We start from the raw sequence: 26,479 nt of genomic DNA, 5'->3' as shown, positions 1-26,479 counted from the left end.
CCGGGGGCGGCAGACTCCTTTTCTGTGGTAGACCGAAGGCACACCAAAGCTGATATAGTGTAATCACCATGCCAGAGGCCAATACACCCTGGCTGCGCTACCTGGAAGACCTCCGTCCCCACCTTAAGGGCCGGGACCATCGGGGCAAGCGGGGCTCCTTAAGGTGGCTCGAGGCCCTCATGGCCGAGCGGGGCGGGAAGGCGGGGACCGTGCGCAACATCCTCTACAAGGACCTGGGAAGCCCCGAGGAGAAGGAAAGGCTTTACGGGGTCATCGCCGACCTGTACCAGGAGGCGGGCCTCCCACCCCCCCCTCCCCCGGCGGAGCTTTTCCTGGAAAGCGCCCGCAAGACCCTGGGCCGGGACAAGCGCCGCATCTTCCGACGCTTTCTGAAGGAGCTGGAAGCCGGGGGGAAGCCCCAGATGGTGGTGGTGGGGGGGCCGGCCACGGGCAAGGGAGTCCTCCTAGCCGCCTTGAACCGTGCCCTTTCCGCTTTGCCGGGCAAGGAACCCTTCCTCCTCAACCTGGGGGGGGAGCTGGCCCAGGCTTTGGTCCCCTTAGCCGAGGGCCTGGGAATAGGGGAGGAGGTGCGGGCCCTTTTGGCCCAGCTCTCCCCCACCCAGCCCTACATCCTGCAGGGAGCCTTGGAACAGGAAGTGCTGGCCCTTTTGGCCCGGGGCCTGAACCGGGAAGGCCGCCCCCTCCTCCTCAGGGCTGAGGCGGAGGGAACCCTGGAAGGCCTCCCCCTGCGGGGCCCAGACGGCACCCAACGAAAGCTCGCCATCTGGCTGGAACCTTTCCTAAAAGCTCTGACCATCCCCTACGTGGCGGCCCTAAGCGAGCCACCCCCTACCCTGCCCCATCAGCCCCTTTCCCCTCCGAGCCGGGAGGAGGCCAGGCGCTTCGTGCGGGAACGGCTTCCCCATCTGCCCCCGGAGAGGCTGGAGGCCCTGGTGAACCAGGCGGGGCGCAACTTCGGCGAGCTTTCCCGCCTGGTCCTTCTCGAGGCCGCCAAGCACGACCCCAAGACCCCCCTCCAGGACGACCCGGCCCTAAAGCCCCTGCTCCTGGCCCTTTCCGCCTTCAGCCCCGAGGCCGATCCCGCGTTTCCCGCAGAGCTTTTAGAAAAAGCCCTGGGCAAGCCTCTGGAACGCCTTTCCCAGGCGGAGAGGGCTCTTTTGGACTGGGTGGGGGAAGGCTTGGTGCGCCCCGCCCTAAGAAGCCTCCTTCCCCAGGAAGCCCCCAGGGAACTCCACCGCCTGGCCCTCTCCTTCTTCCCCAAGGAAAACCTCTTCCGCAAGCTCCACCACGCCTACAAGGCGGGGGAAACCCAGATACTGCTGGATCTTCTCCAGGAGGATCCCGCCCGGCTGGCCCTCCTTCCCGGGCTTTGGCAGGAAGCCCAGGCCTGGCCCCGGGAGGACCTCGAGGCCCTGGCCGCGGTGGTGGTGCGCTACCGGGCCGTCTTGGGCCAGTACGCCCACCCCGAGGCGGAGGAAGCCCTCAGGGTGCTCTCGGAAGCCCAAAACCCCTCCTTGCGCACCTGGGCCCGCATCAAGGCGGCGGAGGCCAAGGCGGACGCCGCCCTTTACAAGGAGGCGGAGGAGCTTCTGCCCCCCAAGGAGGACCTCAAGCTCCTGGACGATACCGCCCAGGCGGAGGGGCTTTTGGTCATGGCGGCGGTGGAGCGCTGGAAAGGGGATTACGAGAAGGCAGCCCACTTTGTGGAGGAGGCGCAAGGGCTTCCCGTGGCCCCCTTCCTGCAAGACCGGGTATACCTGTGGCGGGGCCTGGTGGCCAAGGACCTAGGCCGCTACCAGGAGGCCCTGGAGGCCCTCTCCCGGGTGGGCCATGACCCCCTCCTCCTGGGGAGGGCCCGCTACCAGATGGGGGACCTCCTCATGCGCTTAGGAAGCCTGGAGGCCAAGCTCCGCATGGAGGAGGGCCTAAAGGCCCTGGAGGAAGCAGGAGCCCCCAAGGACGAGGTGGCCCGGGTGCGGGCCCGCTACGCCACCCTCCTCCGGCGCCTAGGCCTGTACGAGGAAGCAGGAAAAGCCATGGAGAAGGCCCTGGCCGAAGCAGAGGACCCCTTTACCCGGGCCCGGGTGAAAAGCGAGGCCGGGATCCTCGAGGCGGCCCGCGGCCGCCCCTTTGCCGCCCTAAGCCTTTTGGTCCCCGCCGAGGCCTACTTCCGCACCACGGAGGAGAGGCCCAAGGAAGCCCGCTACCGCCATCTGCGCACCCTCTTCCGCCTGGGAGCCACCTACCTGCTTTTGGAGGCAGGGCAGCCCTACCGGGCCCCCTTCCTGGGAGGGCTCCACGCCCCCACGGCTCAGCGCCTCCTCGAGGACCTTCTGGAGCAAATCCCCTGGGAAGCCACGGATCGCTACACCGCCTTGCGGCTGGACACCGCAAGCCTCCTGGCCCTCCTTCTTCCCCCCGCCGAGGGGAAGGTCCTTCTAAAACCCCTTTTGGATGTGGAAAACCCCTACCTCAGGGCCCAGGCCCGCCTGAGTTACGCCGAGGCCCTGGTCCGCGAGGGCAACCTGGGGGAGGCCCTGGCCCAGGTGGTGGCCCTGCCTCCCCTGGAAGACCCTGGCCTTTTAGTCCAAGCCCGGGCGGTGGAGGTGCTGGCTCTTCTAGGCCTGGGAGAGAAGGAGGCCGCCTGGCAAAAGCTTTCAGAGGTGAGGAAAAGCCTTCTCCCCGAACCCTTCCGCTTCCAGCTGGGCCGGGCTTTGGGCCGCTTCTGCCCCGAGCTCCAAAGGCGCCTTCCTCCCACCCCTCTGGCCCTTCCTGAGGCCCTGGGCTTCTACCTGGCAAATCCCGACTAAATCACTATACTTTAGGGGGTGGAGGGGTTATACTCTTACTGCGAATGGGTCGCAGTAAGAACCCGACCCGGCATCAGGAGGCAGAACGATGAACCAGCTGGAAATCCGCGACCTCTGGGCTTCCATTGACGGCGAGACCATCCTAAAGGGCGTGAACCTGGTGGTTCCCAAGGGCCAGGTGCACGCCCTCATGGGCCCCAACGGGGCCGGGAAGAGCACCCTGGGCAAGATCCTGGCCGGGGACCCCGAGTACACGGTGGAACGGGGGGATATCCTTTTGGACGGGGAAAGCATCCTGGATCTATCCCCGGACGAGCGGGCGAGGAAGGGCCTCTTCCTGGCTTTCCAGTACCCCGTGGAGGTGCCGGGGGTCACCATCGCCAACTTCCTGCGCCTGGCCCTGCAGGCCAAACTGGGCCGGGAGGTGGGGGTGGCGGAGTTCTGGGCCAAGGTGAAGCGGGCCCTGGAGCTTCTGGACTGGGACGAGGGCTACCTCTCCCGCTACCTCAACGAGGGCTTTTCCGGCGGGGAGAAGAAGCGGAACGAGATCCTGCAGCTTTTGGTCCTGGAACCCACCTACGCCGTCTTGGACGAGACCGACTCCGGGCTGGACATCGACGCCCTAAAGGTGGTGGCCCGGGGAGTGAACGCCATGCGGGGGCCCAGCTTCGGCGCCCTGGTCATCACCCACTACCAGCGCCTACTGAACTACATCGTCCCTGACCGGGTGCACGTGATGATGGACGGGCGCATCGTGGCGGAGGGCGGCCCCGAGCTGGCCCTGGAGCTGGAGGCTAAGGGCTACGAGTGGCTCCGGGAAAGGGTGAAGGAGGGAGCATGAGCGAGGTAGATCTTAGGGCGCTGGGCGAAGAGTACAAATACCACTTCGTGGACGAGGTCAAGCCGGTCTTCGTGGCCGAGCGGGGCCTCACCCGGAGGGTGATCGAGGCCATCAGCTACCACAAGGGGGAGCCCGAGTGGATGCTGAAGTTCCGCCTGCGGGCTTTGGAAATCTTCCAGAAAAAGCCCATGCCCACCTGGGGCCCGGACCTCTCGGGCCTGGACCTGGACAACCTGGTCTACTACGTGAAGCCCGCAGAGGTGAGGGACGCCAAGAGCTGGGAGGAGATCCCGGAGGAGATCCGCCGGACCTACGAGCGCCTGGGCATCCCCGAGGCCGAGCGCAAGGTGCTCGCCGGGGTGGGAGCCCAGTACGACTCGGAGATGGTCTACCACCGGGTCAGGGAGGAGCTGGAGCGGCAGGGGGTCATCTTCGTGGCCATCGAGGAGGGGATGAAGAAGTACGAGGACCTCTTCAAGGAGTACTTCGCCAAGGTGGTCCCCCCGGAGGACAACAAGTTCGCCGCCCTGAACTCCGCCGCCTGGTCCGGGGGCTCCTTCGTCTACATTCCCCCCGGGGTAAAGGTGGAGCTTCCCCTGCAGGCCTACTTCCGGGTCAACACCCCCGAGTTCGGCCAGTTTGAGCGGACCCTGATCATCGTGGACGAGGGGGCCGAGGTGCATTACATCGAGGGCTGCACCGCCCCCATGTACTCCACGGAAAGCCTCCACACCGGGGTCATCGAGATCGTGGTGAAGCGGGGGGCCAGGAGCCGCTACACCACCATCCAGAACTGGTCCACCAACATGTACAACCTGGTGACCCAACGGGCCCTGGTCTACGGGGATGCCTTCCACGAGTGGCTGGACGGCAACCTGGGCTCCAAGGTCACCATGAAGTACCCCTCCAGCTACCTCCTGGAGCCCGGGGCCCGCACGGAAATCCTCTCCATCGCCTTTGCCAAGACCGGCCAGCACCAGGACACCGGGGCCAAGATCATCCTGGCAGCCCCCCACACCTCGGGCACCATCGTCTCCAAGAGCATCTCCAAGGGGGAGGGCCGGGCCAGCTACCGGGGCCTGGTGAAGGTGCTGGAAGGGGCTAGGGGTGCCAAGGCCAATGTGGAGTGCGACGCCCTTCTCATCGACCCGGAGAGCCGCACCGACACCTACCCCTACATCGAGATCGAGGAGGACACCGCCCACGTGGGCCACGAGGCCACGGTGTCCAAGATCAACGACGAGCAGATCTTCTACCTGCAGACCCGGGGCCTCAAGGAGGATGAGGCCGCAGCCCTCATCGTGCGGGGCTTCATCGAGCCCATCGCCAAGGAGCTGCCGCTGGAATACGCGGTGGAGCTGAACCGGCTCATCGAGCTGGAGATGGAGGGCTCCGTAGGCTAAGGGCTTCCGTCAAGGGTCTTAACCTTTGCGCTAGGAGGATTCATGCAGGTACTGGACAAAACGCAGGTGGAAGCCATCTCCCGGGCCCTAAAGGAGCCGGGCTGGGTGCTGGAGAAAAGGCTAAAGGCCCTCGAGGCCTTCGCCCGCCTCCCCTACCCCAGCAAGAAGGACGAGGCCTGGCGCTACACGGATCTCTCCGAAGCCCCCTTGGAACAAGAGGTGGAAACCCCCAAGGGGCGCAGGCTTTCCCGGGACGGGCTTCCCGAACTGGTGAAGCGCCGCCTGGAGAAGACCGATGTTTCGGGCTTTCTGGTCTTCGTGGGCCCGGATTTGGTTTACGCCGAGGTGCCGGAGGAGCTTTCCGCCAAGGGCCTGGTCTTCACTAGCCTGGCCGAGGCCTTGAAGACCCACCCCGGTAAGGTGGAGGCTACCCTCTTCCGGGGGGTCTACGTGGAGGACAAGTTCGCCGCGGAAAACTCCGCCTTCTTCACCCACGGGGCCTTCCTCTACGTGCCCGCGGGGCTCGAGGTGGAAAAGCCCCTCGGGGTCTTCAAGGTGCTGGAAGGGGGCAAGGCCTCGGCGGGCCGGAGCCTCATCTTCCTGGAGGACAACGCCAAGGCCGCCTACATCGAGGAGTACCTCTCCTTGGACCTCCCCCCCACCCTGCACCTCTCCGCCACGGAGATGGTCTTGAGGCCTGGAGCCCGGCTGCGCCACGCCCACGTGCAAACCCTGGGCGACGGGGTCTGGCACTTCCACCGGCAAAGGGCCCTGCTGGAGCGGGATGCCGCCTTAAACGACCTGGTGGTGAACCTGGGCGGGCGCTACGCCAGGAGCGAGGTGGCCTCGGAGCTATTGGGCCCAGGAGCGGAAAGCGAGATGCTGGGGCTTTACTTCGGCCACGGCCTCCAACACTTCGACCACTACACCCTGCAGCACCACGTGGAGCACCACACCCGAAGCGACCTCCTCTACAAGGGGGCGGTGAAGGACGAGGCCCGGGCGGTCTTTTCCGGCCTCATCAAGCTGGAGCGGGGAGCCCAGAAGACCGACGCCTACCAGGCCAACCGCAACCTCATCCTCTCCCCCACCGCCCGGGTGGACTCCATCCCCCAGCTGGAGATCGGGGCCAACGACGTGCGTTGCACCCACGGCAGCACCACCGCCCCTGTGGACGAGATGCAACTCTTCTACCTGCAGTCCCGGGGCCTGCCCCGTAGCCTTGCCCAGGAGCTCTTGGTCAAGGCCCACCTGGCGGACGTTCTTAACCGCATTCCCCTCAAGGCCTTAAGGGCTCACCTCGAGGCGGTGATCGAGGAAAAGGTTAGAATCTGAAGGCCATGTGGACCCCGGTGGCCAAGCTGGGCGATCTGGAAAACGGCAGGCTGGTGGTCAAAAGGCCCGAGCACCGGAAGCCCATCCTCCTCCTCTACACCGGGGAGGAGGTCTTCGCCCTGGAGGACATCTGCACCCACGACGACGGCCCCCTCCACGAGGGGGATGTGGAAGACGGCCAGATCGTCTGCCCCCGGCACGGGGCCCGCTTCGATCTGAAAACAGGCCGGCAGACCCTTCCCGCCCCCAGGCCCGTCAAGGTCTTCCCCGCCAAGCTGGAGGGGGATACCATCCTCCTGGACCTCTAAACGCTCATCCCGTCCGCAAGGCCCCAAGTCTTCCTTGGGGCCTTTGTCCTTGACGGTAGGTGGAAGAAGCGCTAGGGTGAGAGTACCCACCCCACCTGGGGTGGGGGGAGGTGCGAGGATGCTGAAGCTCAAGGTAGAAGGCATGACCTGCAACCACTGCGTGATGGCGGTCAAGAAGGCCCTCATGAAGGTGCCTGGGGTGGAGAAGGCCGAGGTGAGCCTGGAACGGGCCGAGGCCCTGGTGGAGGGCAAGGCGGACCCCGAGGCCCTGATCCGGGCGGTGGAAGAGGAAGGGTACCGGGCTGTCCTGGCGGGCTAAGGAGGCCCTGTGCCCCGCCACCCCCTCCACCTGGACCCCAAGGTGCGGGAAGAGGCCAAAAGGCGCCTCCTCTCCGCCAAGGGCCACCTCGAGGGCATCCTGCGCATGCTGGAGGATCCCCACGTCTACTGCGTGGACGTGCTGAAGCAACTCAAGGCGGTGGAGGGTGCCCTGGACCGGGTGGGGGAGATGGTCCTAAGGGCCCACCTCAGGGACCACGTGGCCACCGCCCACGAGCGGGGGGACGTGGAGGAAATCGTGGAGGAACTGATGGAGGCCCTCAAGTACCGTTGATCCCACCCGGTCCAGGGTGGGATAGAGGCCCAAGGACACACCAGCCCGTGGAAAGCAAAGGGTTTCCGCCAGGGGGTATGAGGCTATGGCACTGGAAGTGAAGGTAGGGGTAAAGGGCATGACCTGTGCCTCGTGCGTGGCGCGGGTGGAAAGGGCGCTCAAGCGCGCCCCCGGGGTGGAGGAGGCCCGGGTCAACCTCACCACCGAGGAAGCCTTTTTGCGCCTTCAGGAAGGGATAGACCTCAAGGAGGTCCTGAAGCAGGTGGAGGAGGCCGGCTACGAGCCAGTGGTGGCCCGGGTGGAGATCCCCATCCGGGGCATGACCTGCGCCGCCTGCGTGGCCCGGGTGGAAAGGGCCTTGAAGAAGCTACCCGGGGTGCTTTCCGCCCACGTGAACCTGGCCACGGAGAAGGCCTTTGTGGAGTACCTCCCGGACACCGTGACCCTTCCCCGCCTGCGCCAGGCCATCCGGGATGCAGGGTACGAGCCCCTAGAGGTAACCCAGGAGGAAAAACCGGCCCCCGCTTACCCCTTGGATCTCCTCATCGCCTTGCCCTTTGCCTTCCTCACCCTTCTCCTAGCCATGGGGCCCCTGCTCCTTCCCCTTCCCCACCTCCCTCCTCTTTTCCAAGCCCTCACCGCCCTCCCCGTCCTCTACGCCGGCCGGCGCTTCTTCCGCCAGGCCCTGGCGGAGATCCGGCACCGTTCCCTGGGCATGAGCACCCTGGTGGCCCTGGGGGCAGGAAGCGCCTACCTCTACTCCTTTCTGGTCCTGCTCTTTCCCACCCTTTTCCCGGAGGAGGCCCGCCATCTCTACCTCGAGGCGGGGGCGGTGATCCTGGCCCTGATCCTTTTGGGCAAGCACCTGGAGGAAAAGGCCAAGGGGAAGGCCTCGGAGGCCATCCGCAAGCTCCTGGCCTTGAGGCCCAAAACCGCCCGGGTGGTTCAGGAAGGGGAGGAAAGGGAAATCCCCGCCGAGGCCCTCATCCCCGGGGATCTGGTGCGGGTGCTTCCCGGGGAGCGCATCCCCGCAGATGGGGTGGTGGTGGAGGGGTTCAGCCATGTGGACGAGGCCATGCTCACCGGGGAGCCCATCCCCAAGGCCAAGAAGCCCGGGGATGAGGTGGTGGGGGGAACGGTGAACGGGGAAGGTCCCCTCCTCATCCGGGTAAGCCGGGTGGGGGAGGCCACGGTCCTGGCCCAGATGGCCCGCCTGGTGGAGGAAGCCCAGGCCTACAAGCCCCGGGTCCAGGAGGTGGCGGACCGCATCGCCAGCGTCTTCGTGCCCATCGTGCTCCTCATCGGCCTTATCACCTTCGCCCTCTGGCTTCTTTTGGGGCCCGGCCTCTCCTACGCCTTCGTGGCCCTTCTTTCCGTGCTCCTTATCGCCTGCCCCTGCGCCATGGGCCTCGCCACCCCAGCGGCCATCGCCGTGGCCACGGGCAGGGCGGCGGGAATGGGCCTCCTTTTCCGCAAGGGCCAGGCCATCGAAGGCCTTGCCCGGGCGGATACCGTGGTGCTGGACAAAACCGGGACCCTGACCCAAGGGAAGCCCACCCTCACGGAACGCCTGGGGTTCGCCCTAAGCCCTGAGGAGGCCTTGCGCCTCGCCGCCGCCTTGGAGCGGGGAAGCGAACACCCCATCGCCAAGGCGGTTCTGGAGGCAGCCAAGGATCTCAACCTGCCCGAGGCCGAAGGGGTGCGGGCCCTGCCCGGGGAGGGCATCGAGGGAGTGGTGGAGGGAAGAAGGCTTTACCTGGGGGGTCCAGCCCTCATGGAGCGGCTCAAGGTGGCCCTTCCCCAGGAGGCCCAGGAGCTTTCCCAAAAGGGCTACACTCCCCTTTACCTGGCGGATGGGGAGAGGCTTTTGGCCGCCTTCGGGGTCTTTGACCCCCCCAAGCCCGAGGCGCGAAGGGTGGTGGCCGCTTTAAAGGCCCTGGGCCTCAAGCCCGTCCTCCTCACCGGGGACCATCCCGTCCCGGCCAGGCGGGTGGCCGAGGCCTTGGGCATAGAGGAGGTGCTGGCCGGGGTGCGCCCTGAGGGTAAGGTGGAGGCCATACGGCACCTCCAGACCCAGGGGCGGAAGGTGATCTTCGTGGGGGACGGCATCAACGACGCCGCCGCCTTGGCCCAGGCCGATGCGGGCATCGCCCTGGCCACGGGCACGGACATCGCGGTGGAGGCCGGGGATGTGATCCTGCTTTCGCCAAGCCTGGAAGGGTTGGTGCACGCCATCCTCCTATCCCGGCGCACCCTAAGGACCATTTACCTCAACTTCTTCTGGGCTTATGCCTACAACATCCTCCTCATTCCGGTGGCGGCCGGGGCTCTTTACCCCTTCACCGGGCTTCTTCTGAACCCCATGCTGGCGGCCGGGGCCATGAGCCTCTCCAGCCTCTTCGTGCTCACCAACTCCTTGAGGCTGAGGGGATTCCAACCGAAGAGCTTAACCGGGGCTTAACCGGCCCCGGCTAAGGTGAAACCGGAGGTGATGGGTATGTGGTGGTGCGGCAACTGGGGGTACATGGGTTGGTGGGGGCCCCTCTTCGGGCTTCTCTGGTTCGTCCTCCTGGGCCTCTTCGTCTATTGGCTGGTTCGGAGCCTGGTGCCGGAACGCCGGGACCGGGCCCTAGAGATCCTCAAGGAGCGGTACGCCCGGGGGGAGATCGACAAGGAAACCTTTGAGCGCATGAAGCGTGAGCTCGCATGAGGGTTCTCCTGGTGGACGACGACCCGGCCCTCCTCGAGGTCCTAGGGGCCTACCTGAGGGGGGCTGGGTTTGAGGTGCTGGAGGCACAGGATGGGGAAAAGGCCCTGGAGCTTTTTCCCCGGGCCGATCTCGTCATCCTGGACCTCATGCTGCCCAAGCTGGACGGCTTCAAGGTCCTGGAGGAGGTGCGCCGGGAAAGGCCCGAGCTTCCCATCCTCATGCTGACCGCCAGGGGGGAGGAGGAGGAAAGGGTTAAGGGGCTGGAGCTAGGGGCCGACGACTACGTGGTCAAGCCCTTCAGCCCCAAGGAGGTGGTGGCCCGGGTCAAGGCCCTCCTAAGGCGGGCCGGCCTCAAGGAGGAGCTCTGCTATGGCCCCTTGCGCCTTCTTCCCAAGGAACGGCAGGCCTACCTGGAGGGCAAGCCCCTTCCCCTTTCCCAGCTGGAGTTTGACCTCCTCCTCACCCTGGCCCAGCACCCGGGCATGGTCTTTACCCGGGAAAGGCTCTTGGAAAAGGTGTGGGGACCGGACTTCCCGGGCATAGACCGGGTGGTGGACGTGCACATCGCTGCTTTGAGAAAAAAGCTCATGGACGATCCGGAAAACCCCCGGTTCATTGAAACGGTACGGGGAGTGGGGTACCGCTTCCGGGAAACCGATGCGCCTCTTCGCTAAGCTCTTCCTCAGCCACCTTCTGGTGGCCCTCCTGGCCCTGTTCCTCTTCTTCCTCCTGGCGGAGACCCTGGCCCCCTCCTTCTACCGGGGGCATGTGGAGCGCATGTACCACGCCCTATCCATGATGGGCGGGCTCATGATGGGCGAGGCCTTAAGGCGGGACCTCGAGGAAGGCCTCCGCTCCACCCTCACCACCGCCCTCCTTGCCGCCCTCCCCTTGTCCGTGGCCGGGGCCGCCCTCTCCGCCTCCTTCGCCAGCCTGCGCTTCTCCCGCACCGCCAGGCTTCTGGCCGAGGGAAGCCGCCGCATGGCCCAAGGGGAGTACCGGGTTCGCCTTCCCCCCCTGGAACGGGACGAGCTCGGCGAGGTGGCCCTTCACTTCAACCGCCTGGCCGAGGCTCTGGAACGGGTGGAACAAAGCCGGGTGGAGCTCATCGGCACCGTGGCCCACGAGCTTAGGACTCCCCTGTCCGCCCTGCAAGCCTACGCCGAGGCCCTGGCGGACGGGGTCATGGAGCCCGAAAAGGCAGCGGAAAGGATCCAGCAGGAAGTGCGGGCCATGAGCCGGCTGATCCGGGATCTCTCCCTGGTTTCCCAGGTGGAATCGGGGGCCGTGGAGCTTCACCCCGAGCCCCTGGACCCCAAAGGCCTCCTGGAACAGGCGGCGGAACGCTTCCGCCCCGCCTTCCAGGCCAAGGGCGTGGCCCTGGAGGTGGCGGCTCCCTCCTTTCTCCCCCGGGTCTGGGCCGATGCGGAACGGACCCTCCAGGTGCTCGCCAACCTGCTTTCCAACGCCCTCCGCCACACCCCAGAGGGAGGAAGGGTAACCCTTGGAGTGGAAAGGGCAGGCCAGGCAGTGGTCTTCAGCGTGGAGGATACAGGGCCCGGCATCCCCGAGGAACACCTTCCCCGCATCTTTGAGCGCTTCTACCGCATAGACCCCTCCCGCAGCCGTCAGGACGGGGGAACCGGAGTGGGCCTCACCATCGCTAAGAGCCTGGTAGAAGCCATGGGGGGAAGGATCTGGGTGGAAAGCCAGCTGGGCCGGGGAAGCGTTTTCCGCTTCACCCTGCCCCTTTACACAGGCTTAATGGGAAAGGCTTAGGGTGGGAACCATGAAGAAGCTTCTGGCGCTTGTCCTAGGCGTGGCTTTAGGCCTGGCCCAGACTCCCTCCCCCGAGGCCCTCAAAGGCCTGAAGCCCGAAGAGGCCCTGGCCCTGGCCAAGCGGTGGCGGGAGGAAGGGCAAAGGGTGGTGAGCTACGTGACTCCCGAGGCCTTCTTCTTCGAGTTCCCGGACGGCCGCAAAGCCCAGGTGGCCCTCAAGGACCGCTTCCTCCTGGCGATCGCCCCTTACGTGAGCCGTACCCATCCCTGCCAGGTCCACTACTTCTCCAGCTGCACGGGGGAGCTCCAGGAGGAGGTCTTTGAGGTTCGGGTGCTGGAGGGGGAAAAGGAGGTGCTCAAGACCCAGGTCAAAACGGGGAAGGACGGGTTCTTTGAGCTCTGGTTGCCCCGCAACCGCCGCTACACCCTGGAGATCCGCTGGGGGAACCTGGCGGCCACCGGCTCCGTAGCCACCTTCAGCCAAAGCCCCACCTGCCTTACCGGCTTCCGCCTCGCCTCACGGTAGAACGCCATGCGCCCTTTCACCTTTTTTACCCTCTTCCTCGGCCTCGCCCTGGCCCAAACTCCCTTGGGTCCGGTGCCCACGCGGGACGTTCACGCCCTTTTGTGGCACCCCTCGGGAGCCTTGCTCCTGGGCCACCACGACGGCATCGTTGCCTGGAAAAACAGCACCCCCCAGGACCTGGTGCGGCGGCGGGACTGGGACGCCATGAACCTGGCCTGGGATGGCAAGCGCCTTATCGCGGCCGGGCACTGGATCCTTGCGGAAAGCCGGGATCTCAAGCGCTTCCGCGACCTAAGGCCCAAGGGCCTTCCCGCCCTGGACCTCCACGCCTATGCCATCGATCCCAGGAAGCCTGAGGTCCACTACACCCTCGAGGCCACCTACGGCTACTTCCGCAGCCGGGACGGCGGGCAGACCTGGGCAAAGCTTCCCGCCCGGGGCCTGCCCAAAGCGGGGATGGCCTTCTTCCTGGTGGACCAAAAGGGCCGCCTCTGGGCTTCCCTGATGGAAAGGGGGCTCTTCCTGAGCGAGGATGGGGGCGAAAGCTTCCGCCCCATTCCCTCCCCTGACCCCGCCCCGGGACCCCTGGCCCTCTCCCCTTCGGGCACCCTGTACCTGGGAGGAAAGCTCGGCCTCTGGCAGCGGACGGAAGCGGGGTGGCGCAGGATCTGGCAGGGAGCGGTGTTGGCCCTCACCGCCCATCCCCAGGAGGAGGGTTGGCTGGCCTGGGTGGACGAAAGGGGCACCCTCTGGCAGGGGCGCTGAGGGCTATCCCTTCCAGGCCACCCCGGCCACATGAGGGGCCACCAGGGGAAGGGGCAGTTCGAAGGCCTCCGCCTCCACCCGGGCAAACCCGGCTTCCCGAATAAGGGCTAGGGTTTCCCGGTTGGGATGGCAGCCGTCCCCCAAAAACCCCCATAAGGGGCAAAGGAGGTCCTGGAATCGACGCAGGGAAGAGCCCGGGGGAGCGGCCACGTGTTCCAAAAAAACCAAACGCCCCCCGGGCTTCAACACCCTGAGGATCTCCGCCAAGGTCGCCCTAGGATCCGCCACCGAGCAAAGGACCAAGGTGGCCACCACGGCCTCCACGCTTTCCTCCGGCAGGGGGATGGCCTCCGCCTGGCCTAAAAGAACCTCGCCGGAAAGCCCCCTCAGGCTCAGGGCCCGCTTAAGGTGGGGGTGGAGGTAGGGATTGGGCTCGAGGCCAATCCAGTGGACGCCATCCGGCAGATAGGCCAGGTTAACCCCTGTCCCCGGGCCGATCTCCAAAACCTTCCCCGCCAGGCTTCCCAGGAGTTTCTTCCGCCAGGGTTCGCTCAAGCCCACGTGCCCCCGGGAAAGGGCGGGAAGGAGGGCGGCGAAAAACCGAGCCCTTAAGCCCCTCTTCATGCCCTTGCCTCCCATGCTAGAGGTTCCAGTAAAGCACCGTGTCCAACATCCCCAGGGCCACGAAGACCGCCCCTGCACCCCTTAGAAGACGGCTTCCCACGAGGCGCATTCCCTTGAGGGCCTGGCCCCGGCCCATGCGGGCGAAAAGGAGGAGCAGGAAACCCAGGGGAAAGCCCGTCCCCAGGGCGAAGAGAAGGGGAAAGAGAAGCCCAAAGGGAGAGGCCAGGGCTAGGGGAAGGAGAAGCCCGAAGAAAAGCCAGAAGAGGGTAGGGCAGAAGGCCAAGCCGTAAACCCCGCCCAAAGCCAAGGGCCCAACAAGCCCACCCCACGCCCCCACCCGGGCCACCCAGCTCTCCGGCGCCGCCCAGGCCAGGGGCCAGCGCACCACCCCCAAAAGGCCCAGGCCCACCAAGACCATAAAGGGCCCAAGGGCCAGCCGCACCGGGCGGAAGATGGCCCCGGGGTTGTCCAGGGTCCCGCCCAAAACGAAGAGAACCACCCCGGCGAGCACCAGGTAGGTGAAGGCCTTCCCCAGGAGAAAGGCCAGAAACCTGGGCCAGACCCTTCCCTCGAGGGCGGAAGGAGCCAGATAGGCCAGGGCGCTGGCCCCGGTGGTGATCTGGCAGGGAGCAAAGGCCGCCAAGACCCCAAGCAGGAAAGCGGAAAGCCAAGGGACCCCCACCTCCCGCCTCAGGCCATCCACCCAGGGGGCCAGGAGAGCGTACAGGGTGTTGGCCGTTCGGTAAAGGCTTCGGGAAACCTCCTCCAGTAACCCGCTTCCCAAGGCCAACCCCACCAGGCCCAGGACAGCGAGACCAAGCGCCAGGAGCTCTCTTCGCATACCCATCAGCTTAAGGGACGAACGTTAAGTGCCGGTAAAGGCCCTTTACGCCAGCTTAACAGTACCGGGCTAGGGTATAGGTGGAGGTGAACCGTGGGCATGATGGGTTGGGGCAGCATGGGTTTCGGGTGGTTCTTCGGGCTTCTCAACATGCTCCTGGTGCTGGCCCTCTTGGGGCTTCTCCTGTACCTGGGCCTTCGGGCTTGGGAACGGGGAAGCGGGGAGCCGAGAAAGGATGCGGCCCTGGAGGCCCTGCGCCTCCGGTACGCCAGGGGCGAGCTGGACGAGGAAACCTACAGAAGGTTGCGGAAGGAACTGGAAAAGGGAGGTGAAGCATGAAACGCTACGGTTTGGCTTTAGGAGTTCTGGCCCTTATGCTTTTAGGCCTCGCCCTCACCCAAGGCATGATGGGGGGTTTTGGTCCGGGAATGATGGGCTACGGCCCGCAGTATGGCCCGGGGATGATGGGCTACGGCATGATGGGCGGCTACGGGATGATGGGCATGATGGCGGTCTACCCTCCGGAGGCCCAGCCCATTCCCCAGAAAGAAGCTAAAGCGCGGATGGAAGCCTACGCCAAGCGCATCTACCCGGGGGCACGCCTTAAGGACTTCATGGCCTTCAGCCAAAACTACTACGCCCAGGTGGTGGACGAGAAGGGACAGGGGCTTTTTGAGCTCATCGCCGATCGCTACACGGGGGTGGTTTCCCCGGAACCTGGCCCCAACATGATGTGGAACACCCGTTACGGCATGATGGGCGGGCCCGTGCAGACCCCTGTCCGCTTCCCCTTGACGGAAGCCAGGAAGCTGGCCGAGACCTTCCTGAAAGGTTACCTCCCGGGTGCCCAGGTGATGGAAGCCGGGGCTTTCCCGGGGTACTACACCTTTGACTTCGGGCGCAAGGAGGTGGAGGGCATGCTTTCCGTGAACGCCTACACGGGGGAGGTCTGGGTCCACACTTGGCATGGCTTCTTCCTGGGAGAGTGACCCCGGTAGGGCCCATGCCCGGGGCAGCTACCCCGGGCAGGGCCCAGGGCCTTTCCTATACCCCTCAAAACTCCTCAATACGACTTTCACTAAAGGTCTTTTCTCTCAGGTTCCGCTACACTTTAGGTAGGGAGGGTACCATGACGGACTTAAGGAAAACCCTGAAAACCAGCCTGGCCGAGGCCCGTGCCCGCCTGGAAGCCGCCTTGAAGGAGGAAGGCTTCGGCATCCTCACGGAGATCGACGTGGCCGCCACCCTAAAGGCCCGCCTGGGCCTGGAAAGGCCCCCTTACCTGATCCTGGGAGCCTGCAACCCGAACCTGGCCGCCAAGGCCCTCGAGGCCGAGCCCGACATCGGCCTCCTCCTCCCCTGCAACGCCGTGCTCAGGGAAGGCGGAGAAGGCGTGGAAATCCTCCTCCAAGACCCCAAGGGCATGTTCCAGGTCCTCCCTCCGGAAAAGCAGGAGGCCCTGAAACCCGTGGTGGAAGAGGCTAGAAGCCGGCTAGAAAAAGCCCTGGCCAAACTCTAGAGGGTTCAAAAGGGACCTTTATACTTCCTTTACAAACCTCCCCTACCCTCTGGAGGTATGAACACGGATCGCCGAACCCTTTTAAAGCTCACCGCAGGCCTCCTCCTCTCCCCCCTGGCCAGGGGACAGGCCTCCTTTCCCGAGCCCCCGGTGCTCAAAAGCCGGGACGGCCTTCTTCAGGTGCGGCTGAAGGTTGCCCCCACCCCCCTTTCCCTGGCGGGACGGGAAGCGCGGCTTTGGACCTACGGGGGCAGCTTCCCAGGGCCTACCCTCAGGGTGCGCCCGGGGGATGCCGTGCGCCTCGAGCTGGAAAACCTGCTCCCCGAGCCCACGAACCTGCACTGGCACGGGCTTCCCATCTCCCCTAAGGTGGACGATCCCTTCCTGGAAATCCCCCCCAAGGAAACCTGGAGCTACGCCTTCACCGTTCCCCAGGACCTGGCAGGCACCTTCTGGTACCATCCCCACCTGCACGGGCGGGTGGCCCCCCAGCTTTTCGCCGGACTGGCGGGGGCCATCGTGGTGGAAAGCCCCGTGGACGGGATTCCCGAGCTCCGGGAAGCCGAGGAGCACCTTTTGGTGCTCAAGGACCTGGAGCTCGCATCGGGCCGTCCCGCCGCCCACACCCCCATGGACTGGATCAACGGCAAGGAGGGCAACCTTCTTCTGGTCAACGGGGCTTCCCGCCCCACCTTGCGGGCCAGCAAGGCCACCTTGCGCCTCCGCCTCCTGAACGCCAGCAACGCCCGCTACTACCGGCTCCAGTTGGAAGGGCATCCCCTTTACCTCATCGCCAGCGACGGGGGCTTCCTGGAGGAACCCTATGAGGTCCCCGAACTCCTCCTGGCCCCCGGGGAACGGGCAGAGGTCCTGGTGCGCTTCCAGAAGGAAGGGGCTTTCCGCCTCCTCGCCCTGCCCTACGACCGAGGGATCCACATGATGGGCGGGATGGAGCACATGGGCCACGGAGGAATGTCCATGGGAACGAGCCCCAGCGGCCCGCAAACCCTCCTCACCCTGGTGGCTCCGCCCCGCCCCAAACCCCTCCCCCTGCCCAAGGCCCTGGCCAAACTGCCCGCCCTCAACCCCAACCAGGCCAGGGTGACCCGGCGCATCACCTTCACGGAGGACATGATGGCCGGGAAGTTCTTCATCAACGGCCGAACCTTTGATCACCTCAGGGTGGACTTCCAGGGACGGGCGGGGGACCTCGAGGTCTGGGAGGTGGACAACCAAGGGGACATGGACCACCCCTTCCACCTCCACACCCACCCCTTCCAGGTTCTCTCGGTGAACGGCAAGCCCCTTCCTTACCGCGCCCTCAAGGACGTGGTCAACCTGAAGGCCAAGGAGGTGGTGCGCCTTCTGGTTCCCCTTAGGAACCTTCCCGGGAAGACCGTCTTCCACTGCCACATCGTGGAGCACGAGGACCGGGGCATGATGGGGGTGCTGGAGGTGGTCTAATGCATCCCCACCCCCATCCCCATCCTCCCCCCGCCTCCCCCTCCCAGGCCCATGACCGGCATGCGGGCCACACCCCGGAGATGTTCCGGGACCGCTTCCTGGTTTGTCTTCTCCTCACCCTGCCGGTCCTCTACGCCTCCGAGGAGGTGCGGGGCCTCCTCGGCCTTCCCCCCTGGGAGGGAGCCTCCTGGATCCCCCTCCCCCTGGGAACCCTGATCTACCTCTACGGCGGCGGCGTCTTCCTCCAGGGGGCCCTCCGGGAGCTTGGGGGCAGGCGGCCGGGGATGATGACCCTGGTGGCCCTGGGGATCAGCGTGGCCTATATCTACAGCCTGGCCGTGGAACTGGCTCCCCTGACCGAGGGGAAGCCCTTCTGGTGGGAGCTGGCCACCCTGGTGGATGTGATGCTCCTCGGCCACTTCCTGGAGATGAAGGCCATCCTGGGAGCGGGCGAGGCTTTAAAAGCCTTGGCCAAACTGATGCCCCAGACGGCCCACCGCCTGGTTGATGGCCGGGTCGAGGATGTACCCACCACCGCCCTCCGGGAGGGGGACCTCATCCTCATCCGCCCGGGGGAGCAGGTGCCCGCGGACGGCGTGGTGGTGGAAGGGGCCACCAGCATGAACGAGGCCTTCCTCACCGGGGAGTCCCGGCCCGTGGCCAAGGGGGTGGGGGACGAGGTCCTGGCCGGGGCGTTAAACGGGGAGGGGGCCATCCAGGTCCGGGTGACCCGCACCGGAACCTCCACCACCCTGGGGCAGATCATGCGCCTGGTGGAGGAAGCCCAGGCTTCCCGGAGCCGCTTCCAGGACCTGGGCGACCGGGCGGCGGGGTGGCTTTTCTACCTGGCGGTGCTGGGGGGAAGCGCAACCTTCTTCCTTTGGCTTCTAGCCGACGCATCCTTGTCCTTCGCCCTGGAGCGGGCGGTGACCGTGGTGGTCATCGCCTGCCCCCACGCCTTGGGCCTGGCCATACCCTTGGTGGTGGTCAACGCCACGGCCATGGCCGCCCAAAGGGGAATCCTCATCCGAAACCGGGAAGCCTTTGAGCGGGCCACGGGCCTAAGGTATGTGGCCCTGGACAAGACCGGGACCCTCACCGAGGGGCGGTTCGAGGTGCGGGGGGTGTATGCGGAGGGCCTCGAGGAAGGGAAGGCCCTGGCCTTGGCCGCGGCCCTCGAGGCCTTCTCTGAACACCCCCTGGCCGAGGCCATCCGCGAGCACGCCAAGGCCCACCTGGGCCCCGAGGCCCTTCTTCCCTCCCCCACCAGGGTGCAGGCCGTGCCGGGCAAAGGGGTGGAGGGGTATCTAGATGGGCAGCTTTACCGGGTGGGCCGGCCGGAGTGGGCCGAGGAACTGGGCCTTTCCCTCCCCCCCTACCTCGCCCAGGCCCTGAGGGAAGTAGAGGCCCGGGGGGAAAGCGCCGTGGTCCTCATGGATGAAACCCGCCTCCTCGCCCTTTTCGCTCTTCGCGACCGCCCGCGCCCTTCGGCCCGGGAGGCCATCCAACGCCTCAAAGCCCTGGGCCTCACCCCCGTTATGGTCACAGGGGACGCCGAGGCGGTGGCGAAAACCCTGGCTGGGGAACTGGGTATCGCCCTCTACCACGCCCGGGTCCTGCCCCAGGACAAGGCCCGCATCGTGCGGGAGCTAAGGTCCCAAGGCCCCACCGCCTTCGTGGGGGACGGCATCAACGATGCCCCTGCCCTCCTGGAAGCGGACCTTGGGGTAGCCATCGGGGCGGGAACCCATGTGGCCATGGAATCCGCCGATGTGGTGCTGGTCAAGAGCGATCCCCTGGACGTGGTCCGCCTCCTCCACCTGGCCCAGGCCACACGGAGGAAGATGCTCCAAAACCTCTTCTGGGCCACAGGGTACAACGCCATCGCCCTGCCCCTGGCCGCGGGCGCGGCCTACCCTTTCGGCTTCCTCTTCCCTCCGGCCCTCGGTGCCCTCTTCATGAGCCTCTCCACCGTGGTGGTGGCCTTCAACGCCCTTCTCCTAAGGCGGGCACACCTGGACGCCTAGGGCTAGACTGGAGGCATGGACTTTACCACCCTAAGGGAGGACTTCCCCTTGATCGCGGGGCGGCCGGATCTGGTCTACCTGGACTCCGCCGCCACCAGCCAGAAGCCCAAGCGGGTCCTGGAGGCTTTGGACCGCTACTACAAGGAGCTCAACGCCAACGTCCACCGCGGGGCTTACCGCCTCTCCGTGGCGGCCACCGAGGCCTACGAGGAAGCAAGGCGCCGCATGGCCCGCTTCCTCAACGCCGAGGAAAGGGAGATCATCTTCGTGCGCAACACCACCGAGGCCCTGAACCTGGTGGCCTACGCCTGGGGCTTAAGGAACCTTAAGGAGGGCGACGAGATCCTGGTCACGGAAATGGAGCACCACGCAGGGCTTGTGCCCTGGCACCTGGTGGCGGGGCTCAAGGGAGCCCGGATCAAGGCCATCCCCCTCACCGAGGAGGGCCGGTTGGACCTTTCCGCCCTGGACACCCTCCTCACGGAAAGGGTCAAGGTGGTTTCCGTGGTCCACATGTCCAACGTCCTGGGCACCATCAACCCCGTGGCGGAGATCGCCAGGAGGGCCAAGGAGGTGGGGGCCCTGGTGGTGGTGGACGGGGCGCAAAGCGCCCCCCACCTGCCCGTGGACGTGAAAGCCCTGGGAGCCGACTTCTTTGCCCTCTCCGGCCACAAGATGCTGGGGCCCACAGGGGCCGGGGTGCTCTTTGGACGGTACGAGGTCCTGGAGGGGATGATGCCCTTCCTGGGAGGAGGGGAGATGATCCGGGAAGTCCACGTGGACCGCTCCACCTACGCTCCCCCTCCCCAACGCTTTGAAGCCGGCACTCCCCCCATCGCCGAGGCCATCGCCTTGGGAGAAGCGGCCAGCTACCTGATGGAGATCGGCATGGAGCGGGTCTATGCCCATGACCGGGCCCTTTTGGAATATGCCCTAAAGCGCCTTGCGGAGGTGCCGGACCTCAAGGTGTACGGTCCCAAGGGGGAGGATCGGGGCGGAGTCATCCCCTTCACCTTAGGCCGCCTCCACCCCCATGACCTGGCCACCTTCCTGGACCAGGAGGGGATCGCGGTAAGGGCAGGGCACCACTGCGCCCAACCCCTGCACCGGAAGCTGGGCCTGGCCGCCACGGCCCGGGCGAGCTTCTACCTCTACAACACCTTCGAGGAGGTGGACCGCTTCGTGGAAGCCCTCCTTCGCATCCACACCCGGTACCGGGCCTGGCTATAATGGGGGAATCCATGAGCGTCCTTGACGAGCTTTACCGGGAGATCATCCTCAAGCACTACCAGAACCCCAAAAACTTCGGGGTCCTGCCCCAGGCCACCAAGACCGCCGGGGGCATGAACCCTTCCTGTGGGGACCAGGTGGAGGTGATGGTGCGGCTGGAAGGGGATACCATCGCCGACATCCGCTTCCAGGGTCAAGGGTGCGCCATCAGCACCGCAAGCGCCTCCATGATGACCGAGCTGGTGAAGGGGAAGAAGGTGGCGGAGGCCCTGGAGCTTTCCAGGAAGTTCCAGGCCATGGTGGTGGAAGGAGCCCCCCCCGACCCGGCCCTTGGGGATCTCCTGGCCCTTCAGGGGGTGGCCAAGCTCCCCGCCCGGGTGAAGTGCGCCACCTTGGCCTGGCACGCCCTCGAGGAGGCCCTGCGGTGAGGCGTTACCCCGCCCACAAGGTGACCCCCTTGCTGGTCCAGTACCCCGACCTCATGGAGGCCTGGAAGGAGGCTGCCAAGGCTGGGCTCCTTAGGGCGGAGAGCCAGGATGGGCGCAACTACGTGGTGGTGGAAGACCCAAGCCTCATCGCCCGGCTCAAGGCCTTGGGCCTCGAGGGGGAATCCGTGAAGGAGGCCTAGATGCGAGGCGTGGTGTTCCTGCACGCTTTCCCCTACAACCCCCGGATGTGGGAGGAGGAGATGGGCTACTTTCGGGGGCGGCTTCCCGTCCTGGCCCCCCATTACTTAGGGCTATCCCTTTCCCAGGCAGCGGATAAGGTGCTGGGGGAGATGGATGAGGCGGGCCTCGAGGAGGCCGTCTTCGTGGGGCTTTCCATGGGGGGCTACCTCATCTTCGAACTTTGGCGCAGGGCCCCCGAGCGCTTCCTGGGCCTGGTGCTGGCGGATACCCGCGCGGGGGCCGACACCGAGGAGGGCCGGAAAAACCGCTATGCCCTAAGGGAAAGGGTTCTGGCGGAAGGGGTGGGCTTCCTGCCCGAGGCCCTTCTCCCAAACCACCTGGGCAAGACCACGCAGGAGGAGAAGCCCGAGGTGGTGGCAAGGGCCAAAGCCCTCATCCTGGAGGCCAGCCCCGAGGCGGTGGCAGGAAGCCTCCTGGCCCTGGCGGAACGGCCCGACTCCACCCCCCTGCTTCCCGGGATGCGCCGCCCGGCCCTGGTCCTGGTGGGGGAGGAGGACACCCTAACCCCCCCGGAGGAGGCCAAGCGGATGGCCAGGGCCCTGCCCGACGCCCGCCTGCTCATCCTTCCCGAGGCCGGGCACCTGGCCAACCTGGAAAACCCCAAGGCCTTCCGCACGGCCCTTCTGGGCTTTCTGGCCGAGGTGCTCTAAAGGCGGAAGGCCTCCTCGGCCCGCAACACGAGGTCCAGGCAGGGGATCAAGGCCTCTTCCCCTTCCTCCTCCGCAAAGCCCTCGGGGGTCCTGCGGTAAAGGGTGAAGCGGCGGGCCTCGGGGTCCACCAGAAGGTAGACCTCCAAGCTGTCCAGGGTTTCATAAAGGGCCCGTTTTTCCCGGCGGTCCTGCACCTCGGTGGCGGGCGAAAGAACCTCCACCACGGCGCAAGGAGCCTCCTCGTAGTAAGGGTGGGGAGGCCCGGGTTGGCACACCACCATCACGTCGGGGTAGTAGACGGCTTCATCCCGGATCCGTAGCTTCATGTCGCTCATGTACACCCGGCACCCCCTGGGCCTGGCCGCCTCCAGAAACCGGGCGGCGATGTTGAGGGCCACCCGGTTATGGAGGGCGCTGGCCCCCGCCATGGCGTAAAGGCGCCCCCGCAAGTACTCCCGCTTCACCGGAGACTGGGCCTCCTCCTCCAGGTAGGCTTCCAGAGCTTTAGGAAGCTTGGGGGCTAACATTCCCAATTCCATTCTACGGTTTTTCGCCCAGCCCCGACCTCAGCCAGACCAATAAGGAAGCTTGGGAAAGGGATTCTCCAGGGTCCCAAGGCCAGGCAGGGCGGTCCCAGCCAGCTACTCCGCCTTGGGCTCCCGGGCCATGAGGGCGGAAAGGGCCTTCAAGGGATCCAGCCCCTCGTAGACCACCTGGTACACCGCCTCGGCGATGGGAAGCTCAAGCCCAGTTCGCTCCCGCCAGGCCATGAGGGCCTTGACCGCATAAAGCCCCTCCACCACCCCCCGGTCCTCGAGGCGCTCCAAAGCCTCCCCCCGCACCAGCCTCTCCCCCGCCCCCCGGTTTCGGGAGTGGAGGCTATAGGCGGTGGCCAGGAGATCCCCCAGGCCGGAAAGCCCATAAAAGGTAGCCTCCTCTCCCCCCTGGGCGGTACCGAAGCGCACCATCTCCCTAAGGCCCCGGGTGAGGAGGGCCGCCTTGGCGTTATCCCCCAGGCGAAGCCCGTCCACCATCCCCGCCGCCAGGGCCAGGATGTTCTTCAAGGCCCCGCCCAGCTCCACCCCACGCCGGTCTTGGCTGGTGTAGACCCGGAAGGTGGGCCCGGAGAAAAGCTCCTGCACCCTTTTGGCCAGCTCCAAGGGACCCGCGGCCACGCTGGCGGTGGGGAGAAAGCGGGCCACCTCCTCCGCGTGGTTGGGGCCGGAAAGGGCGACCACGGGCCTGCCGGTCAAGGCCTCCACTACCTCGCTGGGGGTGTGAAGCCTCCCCTCCTTGAAGAAAAGCCCCTTAGTGGCGGAAAGGTACCACGGGGCCCGGGGCAGAGCCCTTAAGGTGTCCTCCAGGGCCTTGGAGGGCAGGGCCACCACGGCCAGCTCCACTCCCTCCAAGGCCTCCTCCGGGTCGGCGGTGGGGTACAGGTAAGCGGGGAGGGCCACCCCCGGCAGGTAGTCCTTGTTCTCCCGGTTGGCCCTTAGGGCCTCCGCCTGCTCCTTCCTCCTGGCCCAGAGGGCCGTGGGAATCCCCTTGCTGGCCAGAAGGACCGCCAAGGCGGTGCCCCAGGCCCCAGCCCCCAGAATGGCCACCTTCATAGGAGCACGCTCACCTCCCAGGCCTCATACCAGGCCGCCAAAAGCAGGAAAAGAGCCCCCAGGTAGAAGGTGAGGAGCAAGGCCCTAAGCCCCTTCCTATACCCCTCCCCTCCCGCCGTCTTAGCCAGGAGCACAAGCCCCCCGAAGGTGACCAGGATGTAGGCCTGAAGCTCCAGGAGAAGGGTGGGGAGGTGAACCAGGAAGGCAGCGCCCAGAAGCGCCGGAGACAGGGCGAAGCCGAAGACCAGATAGCGGAGGGCGTTCAAAAAAAAGACAGGAACCCCCAAAAGCAAGGCGGGCAGAAGCCCGGTGAGGAAAAGCCCCTGGCCGAAGTTCCAGTGGAAGATCACCCCGGCCAAGACCAGGATGCCCTTTCCCGTGGCCTCCTCCAAGCCTATGGCCTCGAGGGCCCCGCCGAAAAGGGCCTGCACCGCCCGGGCCATCTCCGGCATCCCATAGGCCAGCAAACTCCCGAGGGCAAAGAGGCCATAGAGGAAGAGGTTGGTGAAAAGGTAAAGCCCCCTATAGGCGCGAAGCAGGGCCAGGGCCTCCAAAAGCCAGGCGCGAAAGGGCGAGGGCTGGAAGAGGAGAAAGCCAAAGAATAGGGAAAGGAGCAAAAACCCCCACCCCGAAGCCGGGTTAAGCAGGTACCCGGGAAGGGCAAGCCCCTCGGGGCGGAAGTAGACCCGCTTGGCCTCGCCGCCCTCCAGGACCACCACCACCTCCCCCACCTCGTCCCCCACCGCTGCGGGGAAGAGGACCCGGTTTCCCTCCACCCTGGGGCTATCCAGGTTGAGGGAGAGGCCTCTGGGAGGCGGTGGGAAAAGGGCGTAGCGCTCCAAAAGCTTCGGGGCCTCCTCAGGGGAAGCCCTTAGGACCTCCTCGAGGCGCGGCGAAAGCTTTCCCGCAAGCCAGGCCTCTGCCGCCTGGCGGGCCAACTCCACCGAAGAAGAGGCCATGGCCCAGGGAAAAAGAACAAGAAGAAAGGCCAGGAGGCGCATGGCCTCAGACCTCCTCCAAGGGCACACCATCCCGGCACAGAGGGCAGGCTTCGGAAAGGTACTGGGGCACCTCCAGCTTCAAAAGGGCCCGGAAGGGGACACCGAAATCCGCCTCCCCCCTGCTCCGGTCCACGATGGCCCCCACGCCCACCAAAACCCCTCCCCTGGCCTCCGCCACCCGAATGGCCTTGCGCACGCTCTCCCCGGTGGTCACCACATCCTCCACCGCCAAAAAACGGTCGCCTGGGTTCACGGTGAGGCCCCTGCGCAGGGTCATGCCTCCCTGGCCATCCTTCTCGGCGAAGAGGGCCCTGGCCCCCAGGGCCTTGGCCACCACGAAGGAAAGCACCACACCCCCCAGGGCCGGGCCGATGACGAAATCCACCTTCTCGTCTTCAAATAGCTTGCCCAAGGCCTCCCCCACCGCCTCCGCATAGAGGGGATGCTGCAAGAGGGCAGCGGATTGCAGGAAGATGGGCGAGTGCAACCCCGAGCGCAGGAGGAAGTGCCCTTCCAGAAGGGCCCCCGTCCTGCGGTAGAGCTCCAGGACATCCATCCCCCCTACTCTACCAAAGCCCTATGGAAGTCCTCCGCCGCCTGTAAGGCTCCCTCCAGATCCGGCCTGCCCCCCGGGTAGAAAAGGGCGCGGCTTGCGGCGTTCAAAAGGCCAGGGCCCTTCAAGGGCCTTCCCCCTTGGGCCCCTACGCCGGGGAGGAGGAAGGGAGCATGGGGAGCCTTTTCCCGCACCGTCAAGACCACCTCCGGGTAGGTGGCCCCCACCACCATGCCCACGCGGCTCCACTCCCCTTCCCGGTATCCCTCCCCCTCCCGGGCCAGGGCCTCCGCCAGGTGAAGGTAAAGGGGCCTTCCCTCCACCAGAAGATCCTGCAAAAACCCTGATCCTGGGTTTGAGGTCTTGACCAGGACGAAAACCGCCCCCTGGCTTTCCCGGGCCGCCTGGAAGAAGGGCGTGAGGGTATCCAGGCCCAGGTAGGGGTTCACGGTAAGGGCGCTTCCGGGAAAGCGCAGGAGGTAGGCTCGGGCGTAAGCCTCGGCGGTGGAACCGATATCCCCCCGCTTCCCGTCAAAGATCACGGGCAAACCCATGACCCGTGCGGCGCTGGCCAGCTCAAAAAGAAGCCCGAACCCCTCCGGGCCCAGGGCCTCAAAGAAGGCCAGCTGGAACTTGACCGCAGCCAACCTGGGAGCCAAGGCCTCGAGAAGCTCCACCGTGTACCGCTTCAAGTGGGCAACGGGCTCACGCCCGTGAAGCTCGGGCCTGGGATCCACCCCGAGGACCAAAGGAGGGCGGGAAAGCGCCAGGAGAAAGTCCACGCCTTCCACTATAGGCCTTGACAACCGTTGACAACCCCAAGCTCCCGGGCGGGTCGTGTAAGGATTTATGTGTAAGGGTCCGTGTTTAATAGGGGGGCACACCTTAGCACGAGGAGGTGCCCCGTGGACCAGGATACCTTGCGAATCTTGCTGAGGGAAGCGGTGCGGGAGACGGTGGCCGAGGTTTTGCAGACGGTTCTGGAGTTGGACCGGACGGCCTTCTTGCAGGTGCACGGAGGCCGCAGGAACGGCTACTACCCCCGCAAGCTGGAGACCGCCTTTGGCCAGGTGGACCTGAAGGTCCCTAGGGATCGGGAATCTCGGTATTACCCGGCTTTCCTTAAGCCCTACGTCCGCCGCCTGGTGGACGTGGGGGAA

The 26,479-nt window shown here is 65.9% G+C and carries 30 protein-coding genes; 23 read left to right on the top strand and 7 right to left on the bottom strand.

Going from position 1 to position 26,479, the window contains the following annotated elements:
• The first annotated feature begins 68 nt into the window (after positions 1-68).
• From G584_RS0107195 to G584_RS0107135, 13 genes are all read left to right on the top strand, one after another.
• Positions 69-2,831 (top strand): hypothetical protein, encoded by a 2,763-nt coding sequence (locus tag G584_RS0107195; protein WP_028494018.1) that lies wholly within the window; start codon positions 69-71, stop codon positions 2,829-2,831.
• Between the two features lie 88 nt (positions 2,832-2,919).
• Positions 2,920-3,672 carry a Fe-S cluster assembly ATPase SufC gene (sufC, locus tag G584_RS0107190; RefSeq protein WP_028494017.1) on the top strand — a complete coding sequence of 251 codons (753 nt, stop codon included), beginning with the start codon at positions 2,920-2,922 and terminating at the stop codon, positions 3,670-3,672.
• Positions 3,669-5,075 (top strand): Fe-S cluster assembly protein SufB, encoded by a 1,407-nt coding sequence (sufB, locus tag G584_RS0107185; RefSeq protein ID WP_028494016.1) that lies wholly within the window; start codon positions 3,669-3,671, stop codon positions 5,073-5,075. The genes sufC and sufB overlap by 4 nt, the downstream gene beginning before the upstream one ends.
• A 42-nt stretch (positions 5,076-5,117) precedes the next feature.
• Positions 5,118-6,410 (top strand): Fe-S cluster assembly protein SufD, encoded by a 1,293-nt coding sequence (gene sufD / locus G584_RS0107180; RefSeq protein ID WP_028494015.1) that lies wholly within the window; start codon positions 5,118-5,120, stop codon positions 6,408-6,410.
• 5 nt (positions 6,411-6,415) lie between these two features.
• Positions 6,416-6,718, top strand: a complete 303-nt coding sequence (locus G584_RS0107175; protein WP_028494014.1) for a Rieske (2Fe-2S) protein — start codon at positions 6,416-6,418, stop codon at positions 6,716-6,718.
• 118 nt (positions 6,719-6,836) lie between these two features.
• Entirely contained in the window at positions 6,837-7,037 is a 201-nt protein-coding gene (locus tag G584_RS0107170) for a CopZ family metallochaperone (RefSeq protein ID WP_028494013.1), read from the top strand.
• A 9-nt stretch (positions 7,038-7,046) separates the two neighbouring features.
• On the top strand, positions 7,047-7,331 hold the full coding sequence (locus G584_RS0107165) for a metal-sensitive transcriptional regulator (RefSeq protein ID WP_015716307.1): 285 nt from the start codon (positions 7,047-7,049) through the stop codon (positions 7,329-7,331).
• Positions 7,332-7,416: 85 nt separating this feature from the next.
• Positions 7,417-9,792, top strand: a complete 2,376-nt coding sequence (locus tag G584_RS0107160) for a heavy metal translocating P-type ATPase (RefSeq protein WP_028494012.1) — start codon at positions 7,417-7,419, stop codon at positions 9,790-9,792.
• Between the two features lie 36 nt (positions 9,793-9,828).
• Positions 9,829-10,041, top strand: coding sequence for an SHOCT domain-containing protein (locus tag G584_RS0107155; protein WP_014510815.1), 213 nt, complete (start codon positions 9,829-9,831; stop codon positions 10,039-10,041).
• Positions 10,038-10,715 (top strand): response regulator transcription factor, encoded by a 678-nt coding sequence (locus tag G584_RS0107150; RefSeq protein ID WP_028494011.1) that lies wholly within the window; start codon positions 10,038-10,040, stop codon positions 10,713-10,715. The genes G584_RS0107155 and G584_RS0107150 overlap by 4 nt, the downstream gene beginning before the upstream one ends.
• Entirely contained in the window at positions 10,699-11,820 is a 1,122-nt protein-coding gene (locus G584_RS0107145) for a sensor histidine kinase (protein ID WP_028494010.1), read from the top strand. Before G584_RS0107150 ends, G584_RS0107145 begins: the two co-directional genes overlap by 17 nt.
• A 10-nt stretch (positions 11,821-11,830) precedes the next feature.
• Positions 11,831-12,346 (top strand): CueP family metal-binding protein, encoded by a 516-nt coding sequence (locus tag G584_RS0107140; RefSeq protein WP_028494009.1) that lies wholly within the window; start codon positions 11,831-11,833, stop codon positions 12,344-12,346.
• Between the two features lie 6 nt (positions 12,347-12,352).
• Entirely contained in the window at positions 12,353-13,111 is a 759-nt protein-coding gene (locus tag G584_RS0107135) for a WD40/YVTN/BNR-like repeat-containing protein (RefSeq protein ID WP_028494008.1), read from the top strand.
• Between the two features lie 3 nt (positions 13,112-13,114).
• On the opposite strand, the gene G584_RS0107130 is transcribed toward G584_RS0107135, so the two are convergent.
• Entirely contained in the window at positions 13,115-13,735 is a 621-nt protein-coding gene (locus G584_RS0107130; RefSeq protein ID WP_028494007.1) for a class I SAM-dependent methyltransferase, read from the bottom strand.
• Between the two features lie 16 nt (positions 13,736-13,751).
• A complete protein-coding gene (locus G584_RS0107125; RefSeq protein WP_028494006.1) occupies positions 13,752-14,582 on the bottom strand; it encodes an urease accessory protein UreH domain-containing protein in 831 nt (276 codons plus the stop codon).
• 93 nt (positions 14,583-14,675) lie between these two features.
• Here G584_RS0107125 and G584_RS0107120 point away from each other — a divergent pair, with 93 nt between their 5' ends.
• The 9 genes from G584_RS0107120 to G584_RS0107080 all read left to right on the top strand — a co-directional run bounded on the left by G584_RS0107120 (position 14,676) and on the right by G584_RS0107080 (position 22,155).
• Complete coding sequence (locus G584_RS0107120; protein ID WP_028494005.1) at positions 14,676-14,915, top strand: SHOCT domain-containing protein; 240 nt, start codon at positions 14,676-14,678, stop codon at positions 14,913-14,915.
• Positions 14,912-15,565 (top strand): hypothetical protein, encoded by a 654-nt coding sequence (locus tag G584_RS0107115; protein WP_028494004.1) that lies wholly within the window; start codon positions 14,912-14,914, stop codon positions 15,563-15,565. Before G584_RS0107120 ends, G584_RS0107115 begins: the two co-directional genes overlap by 4 nt.
• A gap of 140 nt (positions 15,566-15,705) precedes the next feature.
• On the top strand, positions 15,706-16,095 hold the full coding sequence (locus tag G584_RS0107110; protein ID WP_028494003.1) for a DUF302 domain-containing protein: 390 nt from the start codon (positions 15,706-15,708) through the stop codon (positions 16,093-16,095).
• Positions 16,096-16,152: 57 nt separating this feature from the next.
• Positions 16,153-17,559 (top strand): multicopper oxidase family protein, encoded by a 1,407-nt coding sequence (locus G584_RS0107105; RefSeq protein WP_028494002.1) that lies wholly within the window; start codon positions 16,153-16,155, stop codon positions 17,557-17,559.
• Positions 17,559-19,586, top strand: coding sequence for a heavy metal translocating P-type ATPase (locus G584_RS12070; RefSeq protein ID WP_038050878.1), 2,028 nt, complete (start codon positions 17,559-17,561; stop codon positions 19,584-19,586). The genes G584_RS0107105 and G584_RS12070 overlap by 1 nt, the downstream gene beginning before the upstream one ends.
• 15 nt (positions 19,587-19,601) lie before the next feature.
• Complete coding sequence (locus G584_RS0107095) at positions 19,602-20,816, top strand: cysteine desulfurase (protein ID WP_028494001.1); 1,215 nt, start codon at positions 19,602-19,604, stop codon at positions 20,814-20,816.
• 11 nt (positions 20,817-20,827) lie between these two features.
• Entirely contained in the window at positions 20,828-21,244 is a 417-nt protein-coding gene (gene sufU / locus G584_RS0107090) for a Fe-S cluster assembly sulfur transfer protein SufU (RefSeq protein WP_028494000.1), read from the top strand.
• Complete coding sequence (locus G584_RS0107085; RefSeq protein ID WP_019551551.1) at positions 21,241-21,444, top strand: hypothetical protein; 204 nt, start codon at positions 21,241-21,243, stop codon at positions 21,442-21,444. The genes sufU and G584_RS0107085 overlap by 4 nt, the downstream gene beginning before the upstream one ends.
• Positions 21,445-22,155, top strand: a complete 711-nt coding sequence (locus tag G584_RS0107080; RefSeq protein ID WP_028493999.1) for an alpha/beta fold hydrolase — start codon at positions 21,445-21,447, stop codon at positions 22,153-22,155. It abuts the gene before it with no gap.
• On the opposite strand, the gene G584_RS0107075 is transcribed toward G584_RS0107080, so the two are convergent.
• From G584_RS0107075 to pyrF, 5 genes are all read right to left on the bottom strand, one after another.
• On the bottom strand, positions 22,152-22,682 hold the full coding sequence (locus G584_RS0107075; protein WP_015716289.1) for a Uma2 family endonuclease: 531 nt from the start codon (positions 22,680-22,682) through the stop codon (positions 22,152-22,154). The two genes, G584_RS0107080 and G584_RS0107075, sit on opposite strands and share 4 nt — an antisense overlap.
• A 114-nt stretch (positions 22,683-22,796) precedes the next feature.
• The gene (locus G584_RS0107070) at positions 22,797-23,765 is read right to left on the bottom strand and encodes an NAD(P)H-dependent glycerol-3-phosphate dehydrogenase (RefSeq protein ID WP_028493997.1); all 969 of its coding nucleotides are present in this window, start codon (positions 23,763-23,765) and stop codon (positions 22,797-22,799) included.
• On the bottom strand, positions 23,762-24,766 hold the full coding sequence (locus G584_RS0107065) for a hypothetical protein (protein ID WP_028493996.1): 1,005 nt from the start codon (positions 24,764-24,766) through the stop codon (positions 23,762-23,764). Before G584_RS0107065 ends, G584_RS0107070 begins: the two co-directional genes overlap by 4 nt.
• A 4-nt stretch (positions 24,767-24,770) precedes the next feature.
• Positions 24,771-25,322: an orotate phosphoribosyltransferase gene (gene pyrE, locus G584_RS0107060; protein WP_028493995.1), complete on the bottom strand. Its 552-nt coding sequence runs from the start codon at positions 25,320-25,322 to the stop codon at positions 24,771-24,773.
• Positions 25,323-25,327: 5 nt separating this feature from the next.
• Positions 25,328-26,101 carry an orotidine-5'-phosphate decarboxylase gene (gene pyrF, locus G584_RS0107055; protein ID WP_028493994.1) on the bottom strand — a complete coding sequence of 258 codons (774 nt, stop codon included), beginning with the start codon at positions 26,099-26,101 and terminating at the stop codon, positions 25,328-25,330.
• An 81-nt stretch (positions 26,102-26,182) separates the two neighbouring features.
• Between pyrF and G584_RS0107050 the strand changes: the two genes are divergently transcribed.
• On the top strand, positions 26,183-26,479 hold a 297-nt coding region (locus tag G584_RS0107050), incomplete at its 3' end, for a transposase (RefSeq protein ID WP_028493993.1).

Source organism: Thermus antranikianii DSM 12462, assembly GCF_000423905.1.
In the GTDB taxonomy this organism is placed as follows: domain Bacteria; phylum Deinococcota; class Deinococci; order Deinococcales; family Thermaceae; genus Thermus; species Thermus antranikianii.
The sequence above is the reverse complement of the archived record's forward strand: the minus strand, read 5'-3'. Positions and strand labels throughout refer to the sequence as shown.